This window comes from Pseudomonas sp. D1HM (assembly GCF_019266105.1).
Taxonomy (GTDB): domain Bacteria; phylum Pseudomonadota; class Gammaproteobacteria; order Pseudomonadales; family Pseudomonadaceae; genus Aquipseudomonas; species Aquipseudomonas taetrolens.
Map to the genome: position 1 here is coordinate 1 of NZ_LRMN01000011.1, position 21,657 is coordinate 21,657.

Here is a 21,657-nt window from a genome sequence, read left to right on the forward strand (position 1 = left end):
GGCAAGGTGTTGTGAAACAGGCGCTGAGTGTCGCTGGGATGGTCTTTGAAGCACTGAGTCATGGGCGGGCTCCGGGTCGAATGCCGCGACCCTAACAGCCCACCCCCCGGTGTAGATCATCGCCAAAGAAATCCGGACGTGTCCTACTCTGATGAGTCCAGATTCATTCCGAGAGACTCGTGCGAAGCGCAGTAAACACAAAGAAACTTCCCAGAGCGGGTTAACGGCGAGCGTGTTGGAGTTGTAAGCGCGAGCTTGCACTTTTTTAGTGCGCGACGGATTTTTGTGGCGCACATCTCACGCGACCTGTGCTTTCGGTGACACTGCTCAGTACCAGATTCCTACACGCTTCCCACAAGTGATACCAATGTGCTCAACAGCAGCGGGGTAGACGGCATGCACGCAGGGTTGAGCCTGTTTGTCGAGCATTTAGGCATGGCCTGTCTAGACGCATAGCGACGTCGTTTTCAGAATTTTTTGAATGCGCATTCAAGTTTAGGCATGAGGTTTGCGTTGTCATCGTAAAGCCCCGTACAAACAGGGCGATAACAAGAGCCTGAGCCTGAGGCCAACACCTGCTTTGTGTGAGGAGATACTGCGATGACGTCGTTCAACTCCGGGGCCCAACCCCAGAACCGTGCGCCTCAATCCATCGGTTTTTTGCTGCTGGACAATTTCACACTCATTTCCCTGGCGTCTGCGATAGAACCCTTGCGCATGGCCAATCAGTTGTCCGGCCGCGAGTTGTACCGATGGAGCACCCTCAGCGCTGATGGCAGCCAGGTCTGGGCCAGTGATGGCCTGCAAGTGACCCCCGATGCCAGCATGTACAAGGCTCCGGTGCTGGACATGGTGATTGTCTGTGGAGGTGTTGGCATTCAACGCACCGTCAGTCGCGAACATGTGTCATGGCTGCAGAGCCAGGCGCGTCAGTCCCGTCGCTTGGGTGCAGTCTGTACCGGCAGCTGGGCGTTGGCCTACGCAGGTTTACTCGACGGTTTTGATTGCAGCGTGCATTGGGAGTGTCTGGCCTCCATGCAGGAAGCCTTCCCGCGGGTATCCATGAGCACGCGCCTGTTCACTCTGGATCGCAGCCGATTCACCAGTTCGGGCGGCACTGCACCGCTGGACATGATGCTGCACCTGATCAGCCGTGATCATGGTCGCGAGTTGTCGGCAGCCATTTCTGAGATGTTCGTCTATGAGCGCATTCGTAACGAGCAGGATCACCAGCGGGTCCCCCTCAAGCACATGCTCGGCACTAACCAGCCTAAATTGCAGGAAATCGTTGCGTTGATGGAGGCCAACCTCGAGGAGCCCATCGACCTCGACGAACTGGCGGTGTACGTCGCGGTGTCACGACGTCAGCTGGAGCGGCTGTTTCAGAAATACTTGCACTGCTCACCGTCGCGCTACTACCTCAAGTTGCGACTGGTGCGGGCACGGCAATTGCTCAAGCAAACACCCATGTCGATCATTGAAGTGGCAGCGGTCTGCGGCTTTGTGTCGACCCCGCACTTTTCGAAGTGTTACCGCGAATACTTCGGCATCCCGCCACGGGATGAGCGCGTAGGTTCCAATACCGCACAGCAGACCACCCTGGTCCCAATTCCGCAGTCGTTGCTAATGACCCCATTGGCCGGGCCGATGTCTGCCTTGAACCAGGCACGCAACGAGTCGACCTTTGCCAGTGTGAGGTTGTAGAGCCTATCCAGTTGCCGGGTCACGGCTCCATGCCGTGAGGCCCCCGGTACAAAAGCCCGGACGCTGTCGCAGCAACGGGTTTTGAAGGTTCTTCGGCCCTTGTCGCCGTCTGCGGCAGCGGCAGCGGCTACGAAGGGGATCCGTAGCCGCTCTGTTCAGGCTGTTTTGCTCTGCTTGAATTGCGCCAGCCCGGGCAGCAGTTGCTGATCAATGGCCTGGCGCACGGCCGGCAGGATGGTCGCGCTGCCGGTGTAGAGTTTTTCGACCAGTCCCTTGAGCGCACGGGCATTGGTGTCATTCAATCCGCACACGGCGGCGGTGCAGGCTTGTTCTGCGGTGCCCGACACGTCAAAGCCCAGCGAGCGCAGCTGGCTCAACAGATCCTGCTCATCAACCAAATCCGCGTGCATCATGGTTTTTATCCTTTTTTCGAGGCGCGATTGAAGTTTGATTCTGGTAGGCCTTGGGCAAGGGATCAAGCGAGGTTTTGCGTAATGTCCGGTTTGCCTAAACACAGGTCGTTTTCGGCTAAGTCAGTCTCAGCCGGGCTGGGCAAACTGGCCTCAGCAACACGGTCGATGGTTTGGTCACCTCTCGGCATCACAACACTTTTAGCCCCGGATCTGTCACGGCAGGTTCGGGGCTTTTTTCATGTTCAGGCGCCTTTGGCAAACCGATCACACGGCCGACATATGCCGGCTTGGGCAAAGTGCGTTGCTGGATTTCGATCGCTTGCAGCAGCGCCAGCGTGTGTTCGCTGAACGGGGCTGAATGTGGCCCGGCGAGGTCGACGTGCAGCAGCATTTGTTCGTTGCCGGCGAGGGTCTGCTCATCACCGGCCAGGTGCAGGCTGTGATAGAGATGCAGGCGTTTTTTATCGTGGTCGATGAGTTGGGTGCGGACCTCAACCTGAGCGCCGAGCTTCACTTCGTGCAGGTAGTTCATGTGCAGCTCCAGGGTGAACAGCGAATGACCGCTGGCCTCGCGGCTCTGGCTGTCCAGTCCCAGGCGGTCCATCAGGGCATCGGTGGCATAGCTGAAAATCAGCAGGTAAAACGCATCCCGTAGATGCCCGTTGTAATCGACCCACTCTTCAAGGATCGGTGTGCTGTAGGTGTTGAGTGCGGACATGGTGAACCTCGGTGTTCGATCAGTCGTGAAGGGCGATGCCATGTTTGAGTTTGGTGGCGTTTATGGCCTCCATGACGGCCAGCAGGCAATCATCACGATAGCTTTCCAGCGCGGCAATGCTATGGCTTCCCAATTGTTCACAGGTGCCTTCCACTACGTCATCAACCAGTTTTTCGGTCAGCTCGGGGGCGGGCAGATACGTCCAGGGCAATTGCAGGGCCGGACCGAACTGGTTCATGAAATGACGCATGCCCGCATCTCCGCCTGCCAGGGTGTAGGTCATGAAGGTGCCCATGAACGACCAGCGCAACCCGGCACCAAAGCGGATCGCATCATCGATCTCGCCGGTGGTGGCCACGCCGTCATTGACCAGGTGCAAGGCTTCTCGCCACAACGCCTCGAGCAAACGATCGGCGATAAACCCAGGCACTTCCTTGCGCACATGCAGCGGGCGCATGCCCAGGGACTGATAGACCTGGATCGCCGCCTGAATCGCCTCGGGCGCGGTTTTTTGACCGCCGACGACTTCGACCAGTGGCAGCAAATACACCGGGTTGAACGGGTGACCGACAATGCAGCGCTCAGGATGCGTGGCGGTTTCATAGAACTCGCTGGGCAGCAGCCCTGAGGTGCTGGACGCAATCAGGGCCCGGGGCTTGGCCGCAGCACTGATCTGGCTGTGCAGCGTGAGCTTGAGATCGAGTCGTTCCGGAGCGCTTTCCTGAATGAAATCGGCATCGCGTACGCATTCTTCAATGGTGCTGACAAAGCGCAGCCGGGTCTGCGAGGCGCCTTGGCTCAGACCGCTTTTCTCCAGTGCCGGCCAGGCCTTGGCCACACGCTTGCGCAAGGCGGCCTCGGCTCCAGGAGCCGGGTCCCAAGCCACCACATCCAGCCCGTGGGCCAGTGCGCGGGCGATCCAGCCGCTGCCGATGACACCGCTGCCAAGCGCGGCGAAGGTTTTGATGTGGGTGATGAAGGTCATGGGAAAATCCTGAATAAAAGGGGGTAAACATCAAATGCCCCTCATCCTGGTCTGCGGACCCAACAACACCGCGAGTCAGCCAGGACAGAGGGCAAGGCGGCGTGCATCAGCGGCGTTCTTTAAGGCCCATCTTTACCCGCCCTTCGGCCGGGGTGAGTACGCGTGAGCCGAGGCGGCTGAGGATCTCGGTGGCGCGCTCGACCAGTTGACCGTTCGTGGCCAATACACCGCGGTCCAGCCACAGGTTGTCTTCCAGCCCGACCCGCACGTTGCCGCCCAGCAGTACCGCCTGTGCTGCCATTGGCATTTGCATGCGACCGATGCCAAACCCGGCCCACACTGCATTGGCCGGCAGGTTGTCGACCATAGCCTTCATGCTGGTGGTGTCTGCCGGCGCCCCCCACGGAATGCCCAGGCACAGCTGGAACAGTGGATCGTCGAGCAGGCCTTCCTTGATCATTTGTTTGGCAAACCAGAGGTGGCCGGTGTCGAAAATTTCCAGCTCGGCTTTTACCCCCAGCTCCTGGATACGCTTGGCGCCAGCGCGCAGTTGTGCCGGCGTAGACACATAAATGGTGTCGCCGTCGCCAAAGTTCAGGGTGCCGCAATCCAGGGTGCAGATTTCAGGCAGCAACGCTTCGACATGCGCCAGACGGGTCAGCGGCCCGACCAGGTCGGTGTTGGGACCAAACGCCATCGGATTTTCGCCAGGGCCAATGTGCAAGTCGCCGCCCATGCCGGCTGTGAGGTTGACGATGATGTCGATGTCGGCCTCGCGGATACGCTCCATCAGTTCCCGGTACAGCGCCACATCACGGCTGAACTGACCGGTTTCTGGATCGCGTACGTGGCAATGCACCACCGTGGCCCCGGCTTTGGCGGCCTCCACGGCGGCGTCGGCAATTTGCTTGGGGGTGATCGGCACCAGGTGGCTGCGGCCAGAGGTGTCGCCGGCACCGGTGAGTGCACAGGTGATGATGACGTCGTGGTTCATGGGGCATTTTCCTTAGCGCGTAGAGCGCCACTGCGCGGCCCTTGCGGGCGGCGGCATGTGGGCTCGGTACTGGATTATTGAGTGCTGAGTTTCAGGTGTTCTGCGGCCGGTTTGCCATCCACTGTGGTGACACCTTCGAGCCAGCGCTGCTGGTCTTGCGGATGATCCTTGAGCCACTGGCGGGCAGAGGCTTGAGCGTCCTGGTGATCCAGCAGCGGCTGCATCATGCGGCTCTCGTCTTCGGCGCTGAACGTCAGGTTGCTCAGCAAACGGCTGACGTTCGGGCAGCGACTGCCGTAGTCCGGCATGGTGACGGTCCAGACCGAAGCCTGGCCTTCGTTCGGGCCCAATGCATCTTCGCTGCCGCTGAGGTAGGTCATGTCCTGCTGGATATTCATCGGGTGCGGTGCCCAGCCGAAAAACACGATGGGTTCGTTGCGTTTAACTGCGCGGGCGACCGCCGAGAGCATCCCGGCTTCGCTGGATTCCACCAATTGGAATTTGCCCAGGCCAAACCGGTTTTTATCAATCATCGCCTTGATCTGGGTATTGGCTCCGGAGCCGGGTTCGATGCCGTAGATCTTGCCGCCCAGCTCTTTCTCGAATCGGGCGATGTCCGCAAAGGTTTTCAGGCCCTTGTCGGCCAGATACGTCGGCACGGCGAGCGTGGCCTTGGCGTCCTTGAGGCTGGGCTCTGGCAGCACCGTGACCTGTTTGGCGGCTATAAAGGGGGCGATGCTTGCGTTCATGGTCGGGTTCCAGTAGCCCAGGAACAGGTCCAGCCGGTTATCGCGCATCCCGGCGAAGATGATTTGCTGAGAGGCGCTGGTTTGTTTGGTTTTATAGCCGAGACCGTCGAGCAGGGTTTGTGCCATGGCGCTGGTGGCGATCACATCGGTCCAGTTGACGACACCCATGCGCACGTTTTTGCAGGATGCATCTTCTGCGGCGAATACGTGGGGGCTGAGTAACGGCGTGGCGCTGAGTGCTAACAGGCAACAGCTGATCAGTCGCTTCATGGGGAGGCCTCGGCAGGTTGTTATTGGGGATCCGGCGTCTTTGTGCGCCGTGATGCCAAGGTACGCAGGCCGCGTACCTTATAACCGCACTGGGGCGACCGGCTTTTGCACTGCAGCGACCCGAGTGTGTTTCAATCCAGCGACCCTGAATCTGCGAGCACTGCCATGCCCCAGGATTTTTACTTTCTGTTGATGCCCGGTTTTTCGTCATTGGGCTTTATTTCTGCGATAGAACCTCTGCGCGTGGCCAACCGTTTTCGCGGTGAGTTGTACCGTTGGCACGTGCTCAGTTGCGACGGGGGTGCCGTGCTGGCAAGCAATGGCATGTCCGTGAATGCCGAGGCCGGGCTGGAAGTGCTGAACGCCGGCGCGACGCTGTTGGTGGTGGCCGGCTTCGACCCGCTGGCCCATATGACTCCCGCCTTGAAGCACTGGCTACGACGCCTGGCCAGTGAGGGTGTGACGCTCGGTGGCATCGACACGGGCAGCTTTGTGCTGGCGCAGGCGGGTGTACTCGACGGCCATCGACTGACCCTGCACTGGGAAGCGCTGGAGGCGTTCAAGGAGTCCTTCCCGCAGTTGCAGGTGACCCAGGAACTGTTCGAGATTGATCGCCAGCGCATCACCTGTGCGGGTGGCACGGCGTCGATCGATTTGATGCTGGACCTGATCGCCCAGGCTTGCGGTCCCGAACTGGCGATACAAGTCTCCGAGCAGTTCGTGCTGGGACGTATCCGTCCGCGTAAGGACCACCAGCGCATGCAAGTCGCCACGCGTTACGGGACGCACAACAAGAAGCTGGTGCAGGTGATCGGAGAGATGGAGCAACACACCGAGCCGCCCCTGAGCACCTCGCAATTGGCACAGGGCATCAGTGTCACTCGGCGCCAGCTGGAGCGGCTGTTCCGCCTGCATCTTAACGACACGCCACGCAACTTCTACCTCGGCCTGCGCCTGGAAAAAGCCCGCCAGCTGTTACGTCAGACCGACATGAGTGTGCTCGACATCAGTATTGCCTGTGGCTTCGAGTCCCCGTCCTACTTCACCCGCAGTTACCGTGCGCGATTTGACTGCGCGCCAAGCCAGGACCGGGTGCCAGGTTAGCAGTGGTTATTTTTTGAGCAGTGCCGCACAGGCTGCCTTGAACGCTTCATGCTGATACTTGTTCAGTGAGGCCGGGAGGTCGAACGCGTGTTTTTTGAACTGGGCGTTGAGGGTCTGCGGCGACAGTAGTTGCACCTCGCAGTCATCCAGCAACTGGAGAATGCCTTCGATCTTGAAGGTTGTCGGACCGCCGGCGAATTCGCCTTTTTTGCTGCGCTTTTTGATCGCAATGCGGGTGATGGCATTAGCCTTCACGAACGCTGCGAGGGCGGCGGCGAAGGCTTTGACGCTGGCAGCGTCTTCATCGTCGTCGAGGGCGATTTTCTTGGTGGCGATGGCCAGATGCTCAAGACCGCCTGCGCCTTGGGTGGCCAGGGCGAAGATGGCTTCGCTGCCTTTGATTTCGATACCGCAAATAGTCATAAAAATCCTGGAAATGCAGCTCACTGGGAGCGGGGGGTTATTCCTGGCCGATGGACTCCAGGAATTCCGAACGGTCGTCGCTGACGCGTGCGATGCAGTCATTTTGGGCAATGGAGAATGCCTGGGTGCCTGCCGTGTTCGGGAACACCACAATCGCGCAATCGGCATCACGCTGGTGCAGCCACAACGCCTGAGCCGTTTTGATTTTGCTGGTGATGTTATTGAGCTGGGTCGGATTTTCGCCGTACAGCTGAGTCATGCGCGCTTGCAGGGACTGGTAATTTTCGATCAGCAATTGCTCGGCAGCACTTCTGCTGTACTCCGAACACGCCAGGGTTTGCTTGTCGTTTTCTACCGCATCACACGGGTTGTAATCGCCATCATCGGCTGCGTGGACGCCACTGGAGATCAACGCCAGGGCCAGGAGAATCGATTTCATTGCGGCTTCCTAATCCATAGAAGGGAGGGATTCTGGCTTAAGCATCGGCCAAAGAACAGCCACGCAGCATAGGCCATTACCTGGCGCATGCCTGCATTGTCGTGGATTGACGCTTTCGGCAATTGCGCTGTCGCTTTTGCACCCGGCTGTTTTTAACCCCAAGCCTATGCTGGCCCCAAAGCGCCGGCAGACGATTCGGCGCAGCCATCGCCAATAAGGGGACGCCTGATGAGCCCAGCCGAATTGCACGCCGACAGCATCGTTATCGACGGGCTGATCATTGCCAAATGGAACCGTGAACTGTTTGAAGACATGCGCAAAGGCGGCCTGACCGCAGCCAATTGCACGGTGTCGGTATGGGAAGGTTTTCAGGCCACCATTAATAACATCGTTGCCAGCCAGACCCTGATTCGCGACAACAGCGACCTGGTGATTGCGGTCAAGACCACCGCTGACATCCGTCGGGCCAAGGAGCTGGGCAAAACCGGCATCATTTTCGGCTTCCAGAATGCCCACGCCTTCGAAGACCAGTTGGGCTATATCGAGATCTTCAAGCAGCTGGGCGTGGGCGTGGTGCAGATGTGCTACAACACGCAGAATCTGGTGGGTACCGGCTGCTACGAACGTGACGGCGGGCTCTCCGGGTTTGGCCGCGAAGTCGTGGCCGAAATGAACCGCGTCGGGATCATGTGCGACCTGTCCCACGTGGGTTCAAAAACCTCGGAAGAGGTGATCCTCGAATCGAAAAAACCGGTCTGCTATTCGCATTGCCTGCCGTCCGGCCTCAAAGAACACCCGCGCAACAAATCCGACGCTGAGCTCAAATTCATTGCCGACCACGGCGGTTTTGTCGGCGTGACCATGTTCGCGCCGTTTCTGGCCAAAGGCATCGACTCCACCATCGATGACTACGCCGAAGCCATCGAATACACCATGAACATTGTGGGTGAAGATGCCATTGGTATCGGCACTGATTTCACTCAGGGCCATGGCCAGGACTTTTTCGAAATGCTGACCCATGACAAGGGTTATGCCCGCCGTCTGACCAGCTTCGGCAAGATCATCAACCCGCTGGGCATCCGCACCGTGGGCGAGTTCCCCAACCTCACCGAAACCCTGCTCAAGCGCGGCCACCCCGAGCGTGTGGTGCGCAAGATCATGGGCGAAAACTGGGTCAACGTCCTCAAGGATGTTTGGGGCGAGTAAGCCACCGCTAAATAAAAAACCGTAGCAGCTGCCGAGGAACGAGGCGGCGTTGGGCCGCGAAGCGGCCCCAGAGGGCTGTCCTGCGGACACGCGACGCAGCCTCGCTAAAGCTCGACAGCTGCTACGACATAACAATTTTTTTTGGAGTTTTGTTTCATGGCTAAAATCGCCCCGCAATTGCCTATCGAAGTCGACAGCGAAACCGGTATCTGGACCTCTGATGCCTTGCCGATGCTTTACGTACCCCGGCACTTTTTCGTCAATAACCACATGGGCATCGAAGAGGTGCTGGGCGCTGACGCCTACGCCGAAATCCTTTACAAGGCTGGCTACAAATCCGCCTGGCACTGGTGTGAAAAAGAAGCTGAATGCCACGGCCTGGAAGGCGTCGCGGTGTTCGAGCATTACATGAAGCGCCTGTCGCAACGCGGCTGGGGCCTGTTCAAGATCCAGGACATCGACCTCGATAAAGGCACCGCCAGCGTCACGCTCGAGCATTCAGCGTTTGTGTATGTGTACGGCAAGGTCGGGCGCAAGGTCGACTACATGTTTACCGGTTGGTTTGCCGGCGCCATGGATCAGATTCTGCAGGCCCGCGGCAGTCAGCTTCGCACCCGTGCCGAACAGGTCTACGGCGGATCTGAAGAAGGCCACGATGACGGCCTGTTCATCGTCAAACCGTTGTAAGTCGAGGATCGGGATATGGCATTCGAAGCAATGTTTGAGCCGATTCAAATCGGCAAACTGACCATCCGCAACCGTGTGCTCAGCACTGCCCATGCCGAGGTGTATGCCACGGACGGTGGCATGACCACCGAGCGCTATGTGCAGTACTACGAAGAAAAGGCCAAGGGCGGTATTGGCCTGGCGATTTGCGGCGGTTCGTCGGTGGTGGCCATCGACAGCCCCCAGGAATGGTGGAGTTCGGTCAACCTGAGTACCGATCGCATCATTCCGCATTTTCAGAATCTGGCCGATGCCATGCACAAGCATGGCGCCAAAATCATGATTCAGATTACCCACATGGGCCGTCGTTCGCGGTGGGACGGTTTCAACTGGCCGACCCTGCTGTCGCCGTCCGGGGTACGTGAGCCGGTGCACCGCGCCACGTGCAAGACCATCGAGCCCGAAGAAATCTGGCGCATCATCGGCAACTACGCCAGCGCAGCCGGACGTGCCAAGGCCGGCGGCCTGGACGGGGTGGAACTGTCGGCAGTGCACCAGCACATGATCGACCAGTTCTGGAGCCCGCGGGTCAACAAGCGTACCGATGAATGGGGCGGCACGTTTGAGAACCGCATGCGTTTTGGCCTCGAAGTGCTCAAGGCCGTGCGGGCTGAAGTCGGCCCGGACTTCTGCGTCGGGATTCGCCTGTGCGGCGACGAGTTCCATCCCGATGGCTTGAGCCACGAAGACATGAAGCAGATCGCCAAGTACTACGACGACACCGGTCTGCTCGACTTTATCGGGGTGGTCGGTTCGGGGTGTGACACCCACAACACCCTGGCCAACGTGATCCCGAACATGAGTTATCCACCGGAGCCGTTTTTGCATCTGGCGGCCGGGATCAAGGAAGTGGTCAAGGCGCCAGTGCTGCATGCGCAAAACATCAAGGACCCGAACCAGGCCACGCGGATTCTGGAGGGTGGTTACGTGGATATGGTGGGCATGACCCGCGCCCACATAGCCGATCCGCACCTGATCGCCAAAATCAAAATGGGCCAGGTTGACCAGATCAAACAGTGCGTAGGGGCCAACTACTGCATTGACCGCCAATACCAAGGGCTGGATGTACTGTGCATTCAAAACGCCGCCACCTCCCGTGAATACATGGGGGTGCCGCACATCATCGAAAAAACCACCGGGGTAAAACGCAAGGTGGTGGTAGTTGGTGCGGGCCCGGCCGGCATGGAAGCGGCTCGTGTGGCCGCCGAGCGTGGGCATGACGTCACCCTGTTCGAGAAAAGGGAGGCCATTGGCGGGCAGATCAGCCTGGCTGCCAAGGCGCCGCAGCGCGATCAGATGGCCGGCATCACCCGCTGGTTCCAGCTGGAACTGGCCCGCCTGAAAGTGGACCTGCGCCTGGGCACCGCAGCCGATGCGGCGACCATTCGGGACTTGCGTCCGGACGTGGTGGTGCTGGCGGTGGGCGGGCATTCGTTTATCGAGCAGAACGAACATTGGGGAGCCGCTGAAGGCTTGGTGGTCAGCAGCTGGGACGTGCTCGACGGCAAGGTTGCACCGGGCAAAAACGTGCTGGTGTACGACACCATTTGTGAGTTCACCGGCATGTCGGTGGCGGACTTCATGGCCGATAAAGGCAGCCAGGTGGAGATCGTCACCGACGACACCAAACCCGGCGTGGCCGTAGGCGGGACCTCATTCCCTACTTACTACCGCAGCCTGTATCCCAAAGAAGTGATCATGACCGGCGACATGATGCTGGAGAAGGTCTACCGCGAGGGCGACAAGCTCATCGCCGTGCTCGAAAACGAATACACCGGCGCCAAGGAAGAGCGGGTGGTGGATCAGGTGGTGGTGGAAAACGGCGTGCGCCCGGACGAAGCCCTGTATTACGAGCTCAAGCCGGATTCGCGCAACAAGGGCCAGATCGACGTCGAAGCGCTGTTCGCAATCAAGCCGCAGCCGTGCCTGAGCGAGCCGGGGGACGGGTATTTACTGTTCCGCATTGGCGACTGCGTGGCGCAACGCAACGTGCATGCCGCGATCTATGACGCGCTGCGGTTGTGCAAGGATTTTTGATGCCGGACTCGAGAACCCTGTAGCCGCTGCCGCAGGCTGCGATCGGGCGTGAAGCGGTCGTGTTTTAAAGGCGAAGGTCCTTCGGACCTTATCGCAGCCTGCAGCAATGGCTACAGGTTGCGTGCCTCTGGTTTTTGGGAGCTTCATCATGCTCAATATCGTTCTTCCCGTCCTGTTGTTCACCGCCCTTGGGCTCGCCGTCATTGGCGCCCTGCGGCGGATGGCGATGTGGCGTCGTGGCCGTCCGGCCAAGGTTGATTTGTTGGGTGGCCTGCTGGCCATGCCCAAGCGCTACATGGTCGACCTGCACCACGTGGTGGCCCGCGACAAATACATGGCCAACACCCACGTCGCCACGGCCGGGGGCTTTGTGCTGGCAGCGGTGCTGGCGGTGCTGGTTCACGGCCTGGGTTTGCAGAGCCGCATCCTGGGCTACGCCTTGTTGTTTGCCACGGCGTTGATGTTTGTCGGTGCGCTGTTTGTGTTCAAACGGCGTTTGAATCCGCCGAGCCGCTTGTCCAAAGGGCCGTGGATGCGCCTGCCAAAAAGCCTGATGGCGTTCGCCGTGAGCTTTTTCATCCTCACCTTGCCGGTGGCGGGTGTGCTGCCTGAAGGGTTTGGTGGCTGGATGCTGGCGGCGGTGTTGAGCGTTGGCGTGTTGTGGGGCGTATCGGAACTGTTCTTCGGCATGACCTGGGGCGGCCCGATGAAACACGCCTTTGCCGGGGCGCTGCATCTGGCCTGGCACCGGCGTGCCGAGCGTTTTGGCGGGGGACGTTCGACAGGTTTGAAAGCTCTGGACCTGAATGATCGTACGGCTCCGTTGGGGGTGGAAAAGCCCAAGGACTTTACCTGGAACCAGCTGCTGGGTTTCGATGCGTGCGTGCAATGCGGCAAGTGCGAAGCCGCTTGCCCGGCCTTCGCTGCCGGACAGCCGCTGAACCCGAAAAAGCTGATCCAGGACATGGTGGTCGGCCTCGCGGGCGGTACCGATGCGAACTTTGCGGGCAGCCCGTATCCGGGCAAACCGATTGGCGAACACGGTGGCAACCCGCATCAACCCATCGTTAACGGTCTGGTCGACGCCGATACGCTTTGGTCCTGCACCACTTGCCGGGCCTGTGTCGAAGAGTGCCCGATGATGATCGAGCACGTGGATGCCATCGTCGACATGCGACGCTTTCTGACCCTGGAAAAAGGCGCCACGCCGAACAACGGCGCCCAGGTGCTGGACAACCTGATCGCGACCGACAACCCCGGCGGTTTCGCCCCGGGCGGGCGGATGAACTGGGCGGCGGATCTGAACCTTGACCTGATGCGCGACAAGCCTTCGGTGGACGTGCTGTTCTGGGTCGGTGATGGCGCCTTCGACATGCGTAACCAGCGCACCTTGCGTGCCTTCGTCAAAGTGCTGAAAGCGGCCAAGGTCAACTTTGCCGTGCTTGGCCTCGAAGAGCGTGACAGCGGTGATGTGGCCCGACGTCTGGGCGACGAAGCGACCTTTCAAGCCTTGGCCCGGCGCAATATCCAGACCCTGGCGCAGTACAGTTTCGGCCGCATCGTCACCTGCGACCCGCACAGTTTCCACGTCCTGAAAAACGAATATGGCGCACTGGGCGGCGACTATGAGGTGCAACATCACAGCACGTATATGGCCGAACTGATCAGTGCGGGTGAGTTGAATCTGAGCCCTGACACAGGCGGTAGCGTGACCTATCACGATCCGTGCTACCTGGGCCGCTACAACGGTGAATACGAGGCCCCGCGCGCGGTATTGCGAGCATTGGGTATCGATGTGAAAGAGATGCAGCGTTCCGGATTCCGTTCCCGGTGCTGCGGCGGTGGCGGTGGCGCGCCGATTACCGATATTCCTGGAAAGCAGCGAATCCCCGATATGCGCATGGAGGATATTCGCGAAACGGGTGCCGAGCGTGTTGCTGTCGGGTGTCCGCAATGCACCGCCATGCTCGAAGGTGTGGTCGAACCCCGGCCCTTGATCAAAGACATTGCCGAACTGGTGGCCGATGCCCTGATTGAAGACGCAGCCCCCGCGAAACCCGCGCGGCGCGTCATCCCGGAGGTGACAGCATGAGTGACATTATTCGCCGCGATCCGCGGGCCGAGTGGATCGCTCGCAACCGCCTGCACCCGTTGCACGCGGCGATGCAACCGAGCCAGCAGAGCTGGATGGGGCCCAACGGTGTACTGCGCAAAAATGTGCACGGCGTGGGCTTTATCGGCCCTAACGGTATCAAGCGGATAGACCGCAGCGGCGCGCAGCAGGGAGGCACCAGCAAGCGTTCGGTTGCCGCTCACGTGCAATTGCCGCTGCATGAGGTGCTGGCGCCCGCGTTCTATATCGGCGTCGTGCCGGACATGGTCGGCGGTCGCTTGAGCAGTCACGACCGCGATCTGTTGGGGTTGGCCCATCAATTGGCGGGCACCGACGGAGCGGTGCTGGCGGTGGTCTTTGGCGAACCAAAAGAAACCGCCTTCGCCACGGCAGGTGTCGACCGCTTATTGATTCTGCAAGGGGAAGCCTTTGAGGGTTATGCACCGGAGCAGCGCGTCCACGGCTTGCGGGCTGTGGATAACCAGTTTGCACCCAAGCATTGGCTGTTGCCTGACAGCCGCTATGGCGGCGGGGAATTGGGCCGCCGCTTTGCGGCGAGCCAGGGCCAGCGGCCTGCGACGCGGGTATGGCAGGTCAAGGATGGAACCTGCATCGGCCGCGCCGGTGCCGGGTTGCAAGATTTGGCGCAGCCGGTCACCAAAGTGATTCTGGCGGCGGTTGAATGTGCCGAACCAGTCAGCGATACCCGCCATGAAGCCCGGATAGTGGAGTTATCCACAGACGTGCCGAGGTGTTTACCGCGTATCGAGGACCTGGGGGCGGTGGAGGTTGATCCGTCAGCGATCCCCATGGCTGAAGCAGAGTTCATTGTCAGTGGCGGTAACGGCATCAAGGACTGGGCGCTTTTCCACAGGGCTACGGCAGCACTGGGCGCCACGGAAGGGGCCTCGCGGGTGGCTGTGGATGACGGCTTCATGGCCCGCGACCGGCAGGTGGGCGCCAGCGGCATCTGGGTCACGGCACGCGTCTATGTCGCGGTCGGTATCAGTGGCGCGATTCAGCACCTGCAAGGGATTGGCGCTTGCGACAAGGTGGTGGCCATCAACGTGGATCCGGCGTGCGACATGATCAAGCGCGCGGATCTTTCGGTGATCGGCGATGGTTCCGCTGTGCTCGAAGCGCTGATTACCGCTGTGGATAACTGGCGCCAGGACACCCTGGCACCCGGGCTCTCCCAGCGGGAGAGTGCGCCGGTTCCTGTTGCATTCAATGGTTAAAGCCGACGCGATTTATCGGTCGGCCGTTGCTCCGGCAATCACTCAGGTCACTCCCCCCTTTCAGAGGGAGAGGGCCAGGGTGAGGGGCTTTTGATTTGGAGAGAGACACATGACCATTGCCACCCTTGCCCTGGTATCCATCGGCGCTCACCCGGCTTCAGGCCGTGCCCGTCGCGCAGAACACGACGCGCGTGCGGTCGAGCTGGGCTTGCAGCTGGCCGGGGATGATTTGCACGTGCTGCATGCGGGCAATCCCCATGAACCCGCATTGCGGGCTTACCTGGGCATGGGCCTGGATGCCCTGCACGTTCTGGAACAGCCGAGCGACGCGGATGCGGTGCCGGTGTTGCGCGATTACATCCGTGAGACGGGCGTGCAACTGGTGCTGACAGGCAGCCAGGCCGAAACCGGCGAAGGCTCGGGCATGCTCCCATACTTGCTGGCCGAACAGTTGGGCTGGCCGTTGCTGGTGGGGGTCGCGCAAATCGAATCTATCCACAACGACGTGGCGCTGGTGCTCCAGGCCCTGCCGCGTGGTCAACGGCGGCGGCTCAAGGTGCGTTTGCCGTTCATGGTCACTGTGGATAACGCCGCTCCCAAGGCCCGTCAAAGCGCTTACGGCCCGGCCACGCGAGGGATGCTCGAAGTGGATGATGTGGAGGTGGTCGCAGATGACTTATCCACAACGGGACTTCTGCAGCCGGCCAAACCCCGGCCCAAGCGTTTGAAAGTGATCAAGGCCAAAAGCGGTGCCGATCGGATGAAAGCCGCGACAGCCAAGGCTGCTGGCGGGTCGGGTCAGGTGCTGAAAGGCGTGAGTGCCGAAGAGGGCGCGCAGGCTATTTTGAAGCTGCTGATTGAAGAAGGTGTCGTACGCTGACACTTGCCCACAAAGTCTGTTAGCGCTTATGTGGATAAGTTGTTTGCTGTCGGCTAAGAACCATATAAACCGGGGCTTACGGGCTTCTGGTCAAAAAACGCTCAATTCAACACGTTATCCACGGCCAGAACCTGAAACCCCTGAATAATCGGCACTTTAGGAGGTTTTCCACAGCAGGTTCGGGCAGTGCATAAGTTGCGCACATTCTCTGTTGGTGGATATGTGGATAAGGTGTTCGCGGCTGCCTACAAGCCACGTACAACGTGGCTTACAGTGTGTTGTACAAAAAACGATCAAATGCACTTTCCGGGATAACTTGTCCACTTCCCCACAATTGCTGTGGGTGTGCCTGTGGACAAGATGTTAGCGGAGGGCTGTGGCCCTTTGATTATCAGGGGTGCAGAGCTTTGATCAAATAATGATCAGTGGCTGGCAACATCTTGATATACAGGTGGTACGCCTGCAAGTTGTCGCCCTTGAGGAGGCTGGGCTAAAAAGAGCGCCCAATGCCTTGTGGAGTAAAGTGAATGACCGTTTTATTTCGTCCGGCTGTGCGCAACGATGCGCGTGAAATCGCTCGCCTGTTTCAAATATCGTCTGAGGGCTGCGCCGACTATATCTGGAGCCTGATCGCGCAACCGGGACAGACGCTGCTGGATGTCGGCGAAATGCGCTATGCACGCGAAGGCGTGATCTTCTCGTATGAAAACTGCCTGATTGCCGAGTCTGAAGGCCGGGTGATCGGCATGATGCACAGCTTCGTCATGCGTGACGATCCGGAGGCCGAGCCTGTGACCGATCCGGTGCTGGCGCCCTATGCCGACATGGAAGTTGCCGACACGCTTTATATCTCAAGCCTGGCCTTGCACGAGGGCTGGCGAAACCTGGGGCTGGGGGCGAAATTCCTGCAGCACGCCCGGGAGCGTTGCAGTGAACTGGGGCTGACGGGCTTGAGCCTGATCGACTATGAGGCGAACACCGGGGCGCGCCGCTTCTATGAGCGTCACGGCTTTGAAATTGTCAAAACCTGCCAGGTCACGCCCCACCCGTTGATACGCGTAACGGGTGAGGCGTATTTGATGCTCTGCACGCTGGGCTGAGGCATCTGGCTCAGTGTTTACTGGGCCTCAACCCCTTTAAGGTACGCAGCAGGCTCCGCCCCGAGGTTGCTCAACAGGCGTTCGCTGTACCAGTCCACAAAGTTGACCACACCAAATTCATAGGTCTGGGAGTACGGCCCTGGCTGGTACGCGGTGGAGTTGATGCCGCGCTGGTTCTCTTCGGCCAGCCGGCGATCCTGATTGTTGGTGGCGTCCCAGACGTCGCGCATGCGCTCCACGTCGTAATCCACACCTTCCACCGCATCCTTGTGCACCAGCCATTTGGTGGTGACCACAGTTTCCTGGGCGCTGATTGGCCACACCGTAAACACGATGATGTGATCGCCCATGCAGTGGTTCCATGAATGCGGCAAGTGCAGGATGCGCATCGAGCCCAGGTCCGGGTTCTTGATCCGCCCCATCAGTTTTGCACAGCCTTGTTTGCCATCCAGGGTCATCGATACCGTGCCCTTGAGCAGCGGCATGCGCACGATACGGTTGCGCAGGCCGAAGCTGGCGTGGGCATAAGGGATTTTCTCGGCGTCCCAGGCAGCAGCCGAAGCGGCCACGTGATCCTTGAATGCCTGATCGGCGCGGGGGTCGGTAACGTCGTCCCATTCCAGCAGAGTTTTCAGCAGCTCAGGGTGGGACGCGTTGCAGTGGTAGCACTCGCGGTTGTTTTCAAGCACCAGCTTCCAGTTGGCCTTCTCTACCAGGGTGGTCTGGATCGCCACCTTGGTGTTTTCCATGTCATAGGGTTCCATGTAGTGGTCGAGTGTGGCGAGGAACTCGTCGATGGCCGGCGGGTTTTCGGCCAGGCTGATAAAAATGTACCCCCCCGCCGTTTTGACGTTCACCGGTTTAAGGCCGTATTGCTTCATATCGAAGTCAGGGCCCATCTCGGTACCGGCAAACAGCAGGCGCCCGTCCAGCTCGTAGGTCCACTGGTGGTAATGACACACCAGCTTGGCCACCTTGCCCTTTTCAGTGGTGCACAACCGCGAACCGCGATGTCGGCACACGTTATGAAAGGCATGAACCTGGCCTTCGGCCCCGCGAATCACGATGATCGGGTTTTTGCCCACCTGCAGGGTCAGGAAGTTGCCCTTGGTCGGGATCTCGCAGGTCATGCCTGCGATTAGCCACTCCTTATGGAAGATCTCCTGCATGTCGATTTCAAACAGGCGCTCGTCGTTATAAAACGGCTGCGGCAGGGAAAAGGTCCGCTCGCGGGTTTGCAGCATCTCGGCCGTAGCCTTGCGTGCAGGTTCCAGTGGATCGCCCAGGCTCAGGGTTGTGGTGACGTCCATCGTTGTAATCCTCATGGCCATCGTGTGTGGCCTAAAAGTGGCTGATCAGGGTGCGACGCAAGGCAAAATAATTACTGCAGGTGAATGGCGCTGAGTGTGCGTTCGTCGCAAGCCGGGGCCATATCCATGGGCGACATGGCCCCATCTGATTCCGACGCGTGAGCCCCTGTTTTCAGGGGCTGGTTGCCACAAGTATGTGAATGTCGCGGATAGATAAGTGGTCGGCCCGGGGCATGCGCAAAATCGCCACCAAGAGGCCAACAGTCGGCCGTGGAGAAGCGCATGTCCAACACCTTTCTTAATCCGGTAACCACCCAGACCTGGGCTAATGGCCGACACATCGTGCGATGCGTCAAAGTCATTCAGGAAACCTGGGATGTGCGCACCTTCTGTTTTATGGCGGACCAGCCGATCCTGTTCTTTTTCAAGCCCGGGCAATTCGTGACCCTGGAGCTGGAAATTGAAGGTTCTCCGGTGATGCGCTCGTACACCATCTCCAGCTCGCCATCGGTGCCCTACAGTTTTTCGGTGACGATCAAGCGTGTTCCGGGCGGACGCGTGTCCAACTGGCTGCACGACACCCTGCACGAAGGGCAGGAGCTGGCGGTTCACGGCCCGGTCGGGCTGTTCAACGCCATTGATGCGCCTAGCCCCAAAGTGCTGTATCTCAGCGGCGGCGTCGGGATTACCCCGGTCATGTCCATGGCGCGCTGGTTTTACGACACCAACGCCAATGTCGACATGGTGTTTATCCACAGTGCGCGCTCGCCCAAAGACATCATTTATCACCGCGAGCTGGAGCATATGGCGTCGCGCATCGATAACTTCAGCCTGCACCTGATTTGTGAAAAGCACGGGTTGGGCGAGCCGTGGGCCGGCTATCGCGGTTATCTGAATCACAAAATGCTGGAACTGATGGCTCCGGACTTCCTGGAACGCGAAGTGTTTTGTTGCGGGCCGACGCCCTACATGAGCGCCGTCAAGCGCCTGTTGGAAGGCAGCGGTTTTGACATGAGCCGCTACCATGAAGAATCTTTCGGGGCGACGCCACCCGAAGCGCGGGCCGATGCCGTGGAGCAAGCCGAGCAGGCGGCCGATGCGCCGGAGCTGGATGCGGCGGACTTGAACCAGGTGGAATTCACCGCATCGGGCAAGAGTATCCGCGTGGGCCCGGCCGAAACCGTACACGCGGCCGCCGCCAAACTCGGCTTGCTCATCCCCAAAGCCTGCGGCATGGGGATTTGCGGCACCTGCAAGGTGTTGAAGCTGGGCGGCGAAGTCGAGATGGAGCACAACGGCGGCATCACCGATGAAGACGTGGCAGAAGGCTATATTCTCTCGTGTTGCAGCGTGCCCAAGGGCGATGTGCGTATCGAATTCTAAAAGCAGCAGGGGCTGGCCTGTGCGGTGTTCGGGAACAAAGCACCGAAACCACAGTCTTTAGGGGTCTGAAAGCAAGGTCGGCGCTAGCTTAGCTGCCGACTTTTCTTTATCGTACGCGCCCTCTGAAACTGCTTGAGATCACCACCATGATGGAATCATCCCTTAGCAAACTGGAACAACTGGTCAGCGACCTGGTTCAACAAAAGCAAGAGCTGTTGGACGCCAACACGGCGCTGAACGCTGAACTGGTCCAGGCCAAAGACGAAAACGAAAGCCTGCAACTGAGCCTGATGGAACACGAAGAGAAGCAAGGCGCTACTGCTGCCCGCATTCAAGCCCTGGTTGAGCGCGCGAGCGTGAGCCCTGTCAACGCATGAACGCGGACAGAGACGGAATAAAAGTCGTCTCGATTCTGGGCAACGACTATTCGATCAAGGCGCCTGAAGGGGAGCAGAAAACCCTGGTGGCGGCATCGGTGATGTTGAACGTTGCCTTGGCCGATACGAAAAGAAAGTACCCGAGCTTGATCGGGGACAAATTGCTGGTGCTGGCGGCGTTGAATCTGTGCTCGCAACAGATTGAACTCAAGCAGCGTCACAAACAGGAACTCGACCGTTATCAAGAGCAAGTCAGCGCCACGGTCGATGTGATTGAACGAACGCTCGGACAATCGTAGCAGCGGTCGAGCGGAGCGAGGCCGCGCCCGGCTGCGAAGCAGTCGCAGGATTCGGCCTCCGAAGGGCGGGTGGATCAAAATCCAGTGCCGGACCTCGTCTCGTTCTACTCGGTAACGGCTACGGATAATCCGTAGCCGCTGCTGTTTTTACCCCGCCATGACTTCGCGAATATCCGCGGCCAATTCCCGAACCCGTGCCTCAGCGGTGTCCCACGAGCACATGAAGCGCGCGCCGCCGTCGCCGATAAAGGTGTAGAAGCGCCAGCCCCTGGCTGTCAACGCGGTCACTGCCGGCTCCGAAAGCTGCAGAAACACACCGTTGGCCTCCACCGGAAACATCAGCTCAACCCCCGGAATGTCACTCACCAATTGGCTCAGCAACTGGGCGCAATGGTTCGCGTGGCGTGCGTGCTTGAGCCAGGCGTCGTTTTCCAGCAAGCCCACCCAGGGCGCAGACAAAAAGCGCATTTTTGAAGCCAGTTGCCCGGCCTGCTTGCAGCGGTAATCAAAGTCCACGGCCAGGTCATGGTTGAAGAACAGAATCGCTTCACCCACCGCCATACCGTTTTTCGTACCGCCAAAGCACAGCACGTCGACACCGGCCTTCCAGGTCAGGTCTGCCGGCGAGCAGCCCAGGTAGGCGCAGGCATTGGAAAAGCGCGCGCCGTCCATGTGCAGGTTCAGGCCCAGCTCCTTGCAGGTGGCACTGATGGCCCGGATTTCTTCCGGACGGTACACGCTGCCCACTTCAGTGGCCTGGGTAATGGTCACCACACGGGGTTTCGGGTAGTGGATGTCTTTGCGTTTGAGGGCGATTTCGCGGATCGAATCGGGCGTCAGCTTGCCGTTTACCGAGCGGGCGGTCAGCAGTTTCGAGCCGTTGGAGAAGAACTCCGGGGCGCCGCATTCATCGGTTTCGACGTGGGCGGTTTCCGAGCAGATCACGCTGTGGAAGCTCTGGCACAGTGACGACAGCGCCAGGGAGTTGGCGGCGGTGCCGTTGAAGGCGAAGTACACCTCGCAGTCGGCTTCGAACAGTTTGCGGAAGTCGTTGGCAGCGCGCAGCGTCCACTCGTCCTCGCCATAAGCGCGTTGGTGGCCGACGTTGGCCTGTTCCATGGCGCTCCAGACTTCAGGGCAGATACCGGAGTAGTTGTCGCTGGCGAATTGTTGGCTCTTGTCAGTCATT

Annotated in this window: 21 protein-coding genes; 12 read left to right on the top strand and 9 right to left on the bottom strand. The window is 59.5% G+C overall.

Annotated elements, in window-relative coordinates:
* The first annotated feature begins 600 nt into the window (after nucleotides 1-600).
* Nucleotides 601-1,704 carry a GlxA family transcriptional regulator gene (locus tag AWM69_RS13730; protein ID WP_218727189.1) on the top strand — a complete coding sequence of 368 codons (1,104 nt, stop codon included), beginning with the start codon at nucleotides 601-603 and terminating at the stop codon, nucleotides 1,702-1,704.
* Between the two features lie 155 nt (nucleotides 1,705-1,859).
* On the opposite strand, the gene AWM69_RS13735 is transcribed toward AWM69_RS13730, so the two are convergent.
* The 5 genes from AWM69_RS13735 to AWM69_RS13755 form a co-directional block, all read right to left on the bottom strand.
* Nucleotides 1,860-2,117, bottom strand: coding sequence for a hypothetical protein (locus tag AWM69_RS13735; RefSeq protein ID WP_048380887.1), 258 nt, complete (start codon nucleotides 2,115-2,117; stop codon nucleotides 1,860-1,862).
* A 187-nt stretch (nucleotides 2,118-2,304) separates the two neighbouring features.
* Nucleotides 2,305-2,835, bottom strand: a complete 531-nt coding sequence (locus AWM69_RS13740) for a thioesterase family protein (protein WP_218727191.1) — start codon at nucleotides 2,833-2,835, stop codon at nucleotides 2,305-2,307.
* A 19-nt stretch (nucleotides 2,836-2,854) separates the two neighbouring features.
* A complete protein-coding gene (locus AWM69_RS13745) occupies nucleotides 2,855-3,820 on the bottom strand; it encodes an L-carnitine dehydrogenase (RefSeq protein WP_218727193.1) in 966 nt (321 codons plus the stop codon).
* 106 nt (nucleotides 3,821-3,926) lie between these two features.
* Nucleotides 3,927-4,814: a 3-keto-5-aminohexanoate cleavage protein gene (locus AWM69_RS13750; protein WP_131653376.1), complete on the bottom strand. Its 888-nt coding sequence runs from the start codon at nucleotides 4,812-4,814 to the stop codon at nucleotides 3,927-3,929.
* A gap of 74 nt (nucleotides 4,815-4,888) precedes the next feature.
* Nucleotides 4,889-5,833, bottom strand: a complete 945-nt coding sequence (locus AWM69_RS13755; protein WP_218727195.1) for a choline ABC transporter substrate-binding protein — start codon at nucleotides 5,831-5,833, stop codon at nucleotides 4,889-4,891.
* 165 nt (nucleotides 5,834-5,998) lie between these two features.
* Between AWM69_RS13755 and AWM69_RS13760 the strand changes: the two genes are divergently transcribed.
* On the top strand, nucleotides 5,999-6,937 hold the full coding sequence (locus AWM69_RS13760; protein WP_218727197.1) for a GlxA family transcriptional regulator: 939 nt from the start codon (nucleotides 5,999-6,001) through the stop codon (nucleotides 6,935-6,937).
* Nucleotides 6,938-6,943: 6 nt separating this feature from the next.
* Here the strand turns inward: AWM69_RS13760 and AWM69_RS13765 are convergent, their stop codons facing one another.
* A complete protein-coding gene (locus AWM69_RS13765; RefSeq protein ID WP_218727199.1) occupies nucleotides 6,944-7,360 on the bottom strand; it encodes a DUF3010 family protein in 417 nt (138 codons plus the stop codon).
* Nucleotides 7,361-7,397: 37 nt separating this feature from the next.
* Nucleotides 7,398-7,799 (bottom strand): lysozyme inhibitor LprI family protein, encoded by a 402-nt coding sequence (locus AWM69_RS13770; protein ID WP_218727201.1) that lies wholly within the window; start codon nucleotides 7,797-7,799, stop codon nucleotides 7,398-7,400.
* 228 nt (nucleotides 7,800-8,027) lie between these two features.
* Between AWM69_RS13770 and AWM69_RS13775 the strand changes: the two genes are divergently transcribed.
* From AWM69_RS13775 to AWM69_RS13805, 7 genes are all read left to right on the top strand, one after another.
* Complete coding sequence (locus AWM69_RS13775) at nucleotides 8,028-9,005, top strand: dipeptidase (RefSeq protein WP_131653372.1); 978 nt, start codon at nucleotides 8,028-8,030, stop codon at nucleotides 9,003-9,005.
* Between the two features lie 156 nt (nucleotides 9,006-9,161).
* The gene (locus AWM69_RS13780; RefSeq protein WP_048380870.1) at nucleotides 9,162-9,692 is read left to right on the top strand and encodes a 4-vinyl reductase; all 531 of its coding nucleotides are present in this window, start codon (nucleotides 9,162-9,164) and stop codon (nucleotides 9,690-9,692) included.
* A gap of 15 nt (nucleotides 9,693-9,707) precedes the next feature.
* The gene (dgcA, locus tag AWM69_RS13785; RefSeq protein WP_131653371.1) at nucleotides 9,708-11,768 is read left to right on the top strand and encodes a dimethylglycine demethylation protein DgcA; all 2,061 of its coding nucleotides are present in this window, start codon (nucleotides 9,708-9,710) and stop codon (nucleotides 11,766-11,768) included.
* Nucleotides 11,769-11,916: 148 nt separating this feature from the next.
* Nucleotides 11,917-13,860, top strand: a complete 1,944-nt coding sequence (gene dgcB, locus AWM69_RS13790; protein ID WP_218727203.1) for a dimethylglycine demethylation protein DgcB — start codon at nucleotides 11,917-11,919, stop codon at nucleotides 13,858-13,860.
* Complete coding sequence (locus AWM69_RS13795; protein ID WP_131653369.1) at nucleotides 13,857-15,119, top strand: electron transfer flavoprotein subunit alpha/FixB family protein; 1,263 nt, start codon at nucleotides 13,857-13,859, stop codon at nucleotides 15,117-15,119. Before dgcB ends, AWM69_RS13795 begins: the two co-directional genes overlap by 4 nt.
* Nucleotides 15,120-15,228: 109 nt before the next feature.
* Nucleotides 15,229-15,999 (top strand): electron transfer flavoprotein subunit beta, encoded by a 771-nt coding sequence (locus tag AWM69_RS13800; RefSeq protein WP_131653368.1) that lies wholly within the window; start codon nucleotides 15,229-15,231, stop codon nucleotides 15,997-15,999.
* A 527-nt stretch (nucleotides 16,000-16,526) separates the two neighbouring features.
* Complete coding sequence (locus tag AWM69_RS13805) at nucleotides 16,527-17,099, top strand: GNAT family N-acetyltransferase (protein WP_218727204.1); 573 nt, start codon at nucleotides 16,527-16,529, stop codon at nucleotides 17,097-17,099.
* Nucleotides 17,100-17,116: 17 nt separating this feature from the next.
* Here AWM69_RS13805 and gbcA read toward each other — a convergent pair whose 3' ends face one another.
* The gene (gene gbcA / locus AWM69_RS13810) at nucleotides 17,117-18,409 is read right to left on the bottom strand and encodes a glycine-betaine demethylase subunit GbcA (protein WP_048380860.1); all 1,293 of its coding nucleotides are present in this window, start codon (nucleotides 18,407-18,409) and stop codon (nucleotides 17,117-17,119) included.
* A 282-nt stretch (nucleotides 18,410-18,691) separates the two neighbouring features.
* On the opposite strand from gbcA, the gene gbcB reads away from it, so the two are divergent.
* The 3 genes from gbcB (at nucleotide 18,692) to AWM69_RS13825 (ending at nucleotide 20,468) form a co-directional block, all read left to right on the top strand.
* On the top strand, nucleotides 18,692-19,792 hold the full coding sequence (gene gbcB, locus AWM69_RS13815) for a glycine-betaine demethylase subunit GbcB (protein WP_131653366.1): 1,101 nt from the start codon (nucleotides 18,692-18,694) through the stop codon (nucleotides 19,790-19,792).
* A gap of 146 nt (nucleotides 19,793-19,938) precedes the next feature.
* The gene (locus tag AWM69_RS13820) at nucleotides 19,939-20,169 is read left to right on the top strand and encodes a hypothetical protein (protein ID WP_131653365.1); all 231 of its coding nucleotides are present in this window, start codon (nucleotides 19,939-19,941) and stop codon (nucleotides 20,167-20,169) included.
* On the top strand, nucleotides 20,166-20,468 hold the full coding sequence (locus AWM69_RS13825; protein ID WP_048380853.1) for a cell division protein ZapA: 303 nt from the start codon (nucleotides 20,166-20,168) through the stop codon (nucleotides 20,466-20,468). The genes AWM69_RS13820 and AWM69_RS13825 overlap by 4 nt, the downstream gene beginning before the upstream one ends.
* Before the next feature lie 147 nt (nucleotides 20,469-20,615).
* Here AWM69_RS13825 and AWM69_RS13830 read toward each other — a convergent pair whose 3' ends face one another.
* Nucleotides 20,616-21,656 carry a low specificity L-threonine aldolase gene (locus AWM69_RS13830; RefSeq protein ID WP_048380851.1) on the bottom strand — a complete coding sequence of 347 codons (1,041 nt, stop codon included), beginning with the start codon at nucleotides 21,654-21,656 and terminating at the stop codon, nucleotides 20,616-20,618.
* Nucleotide 21,657: the final 1 nt, after the last annotated feature.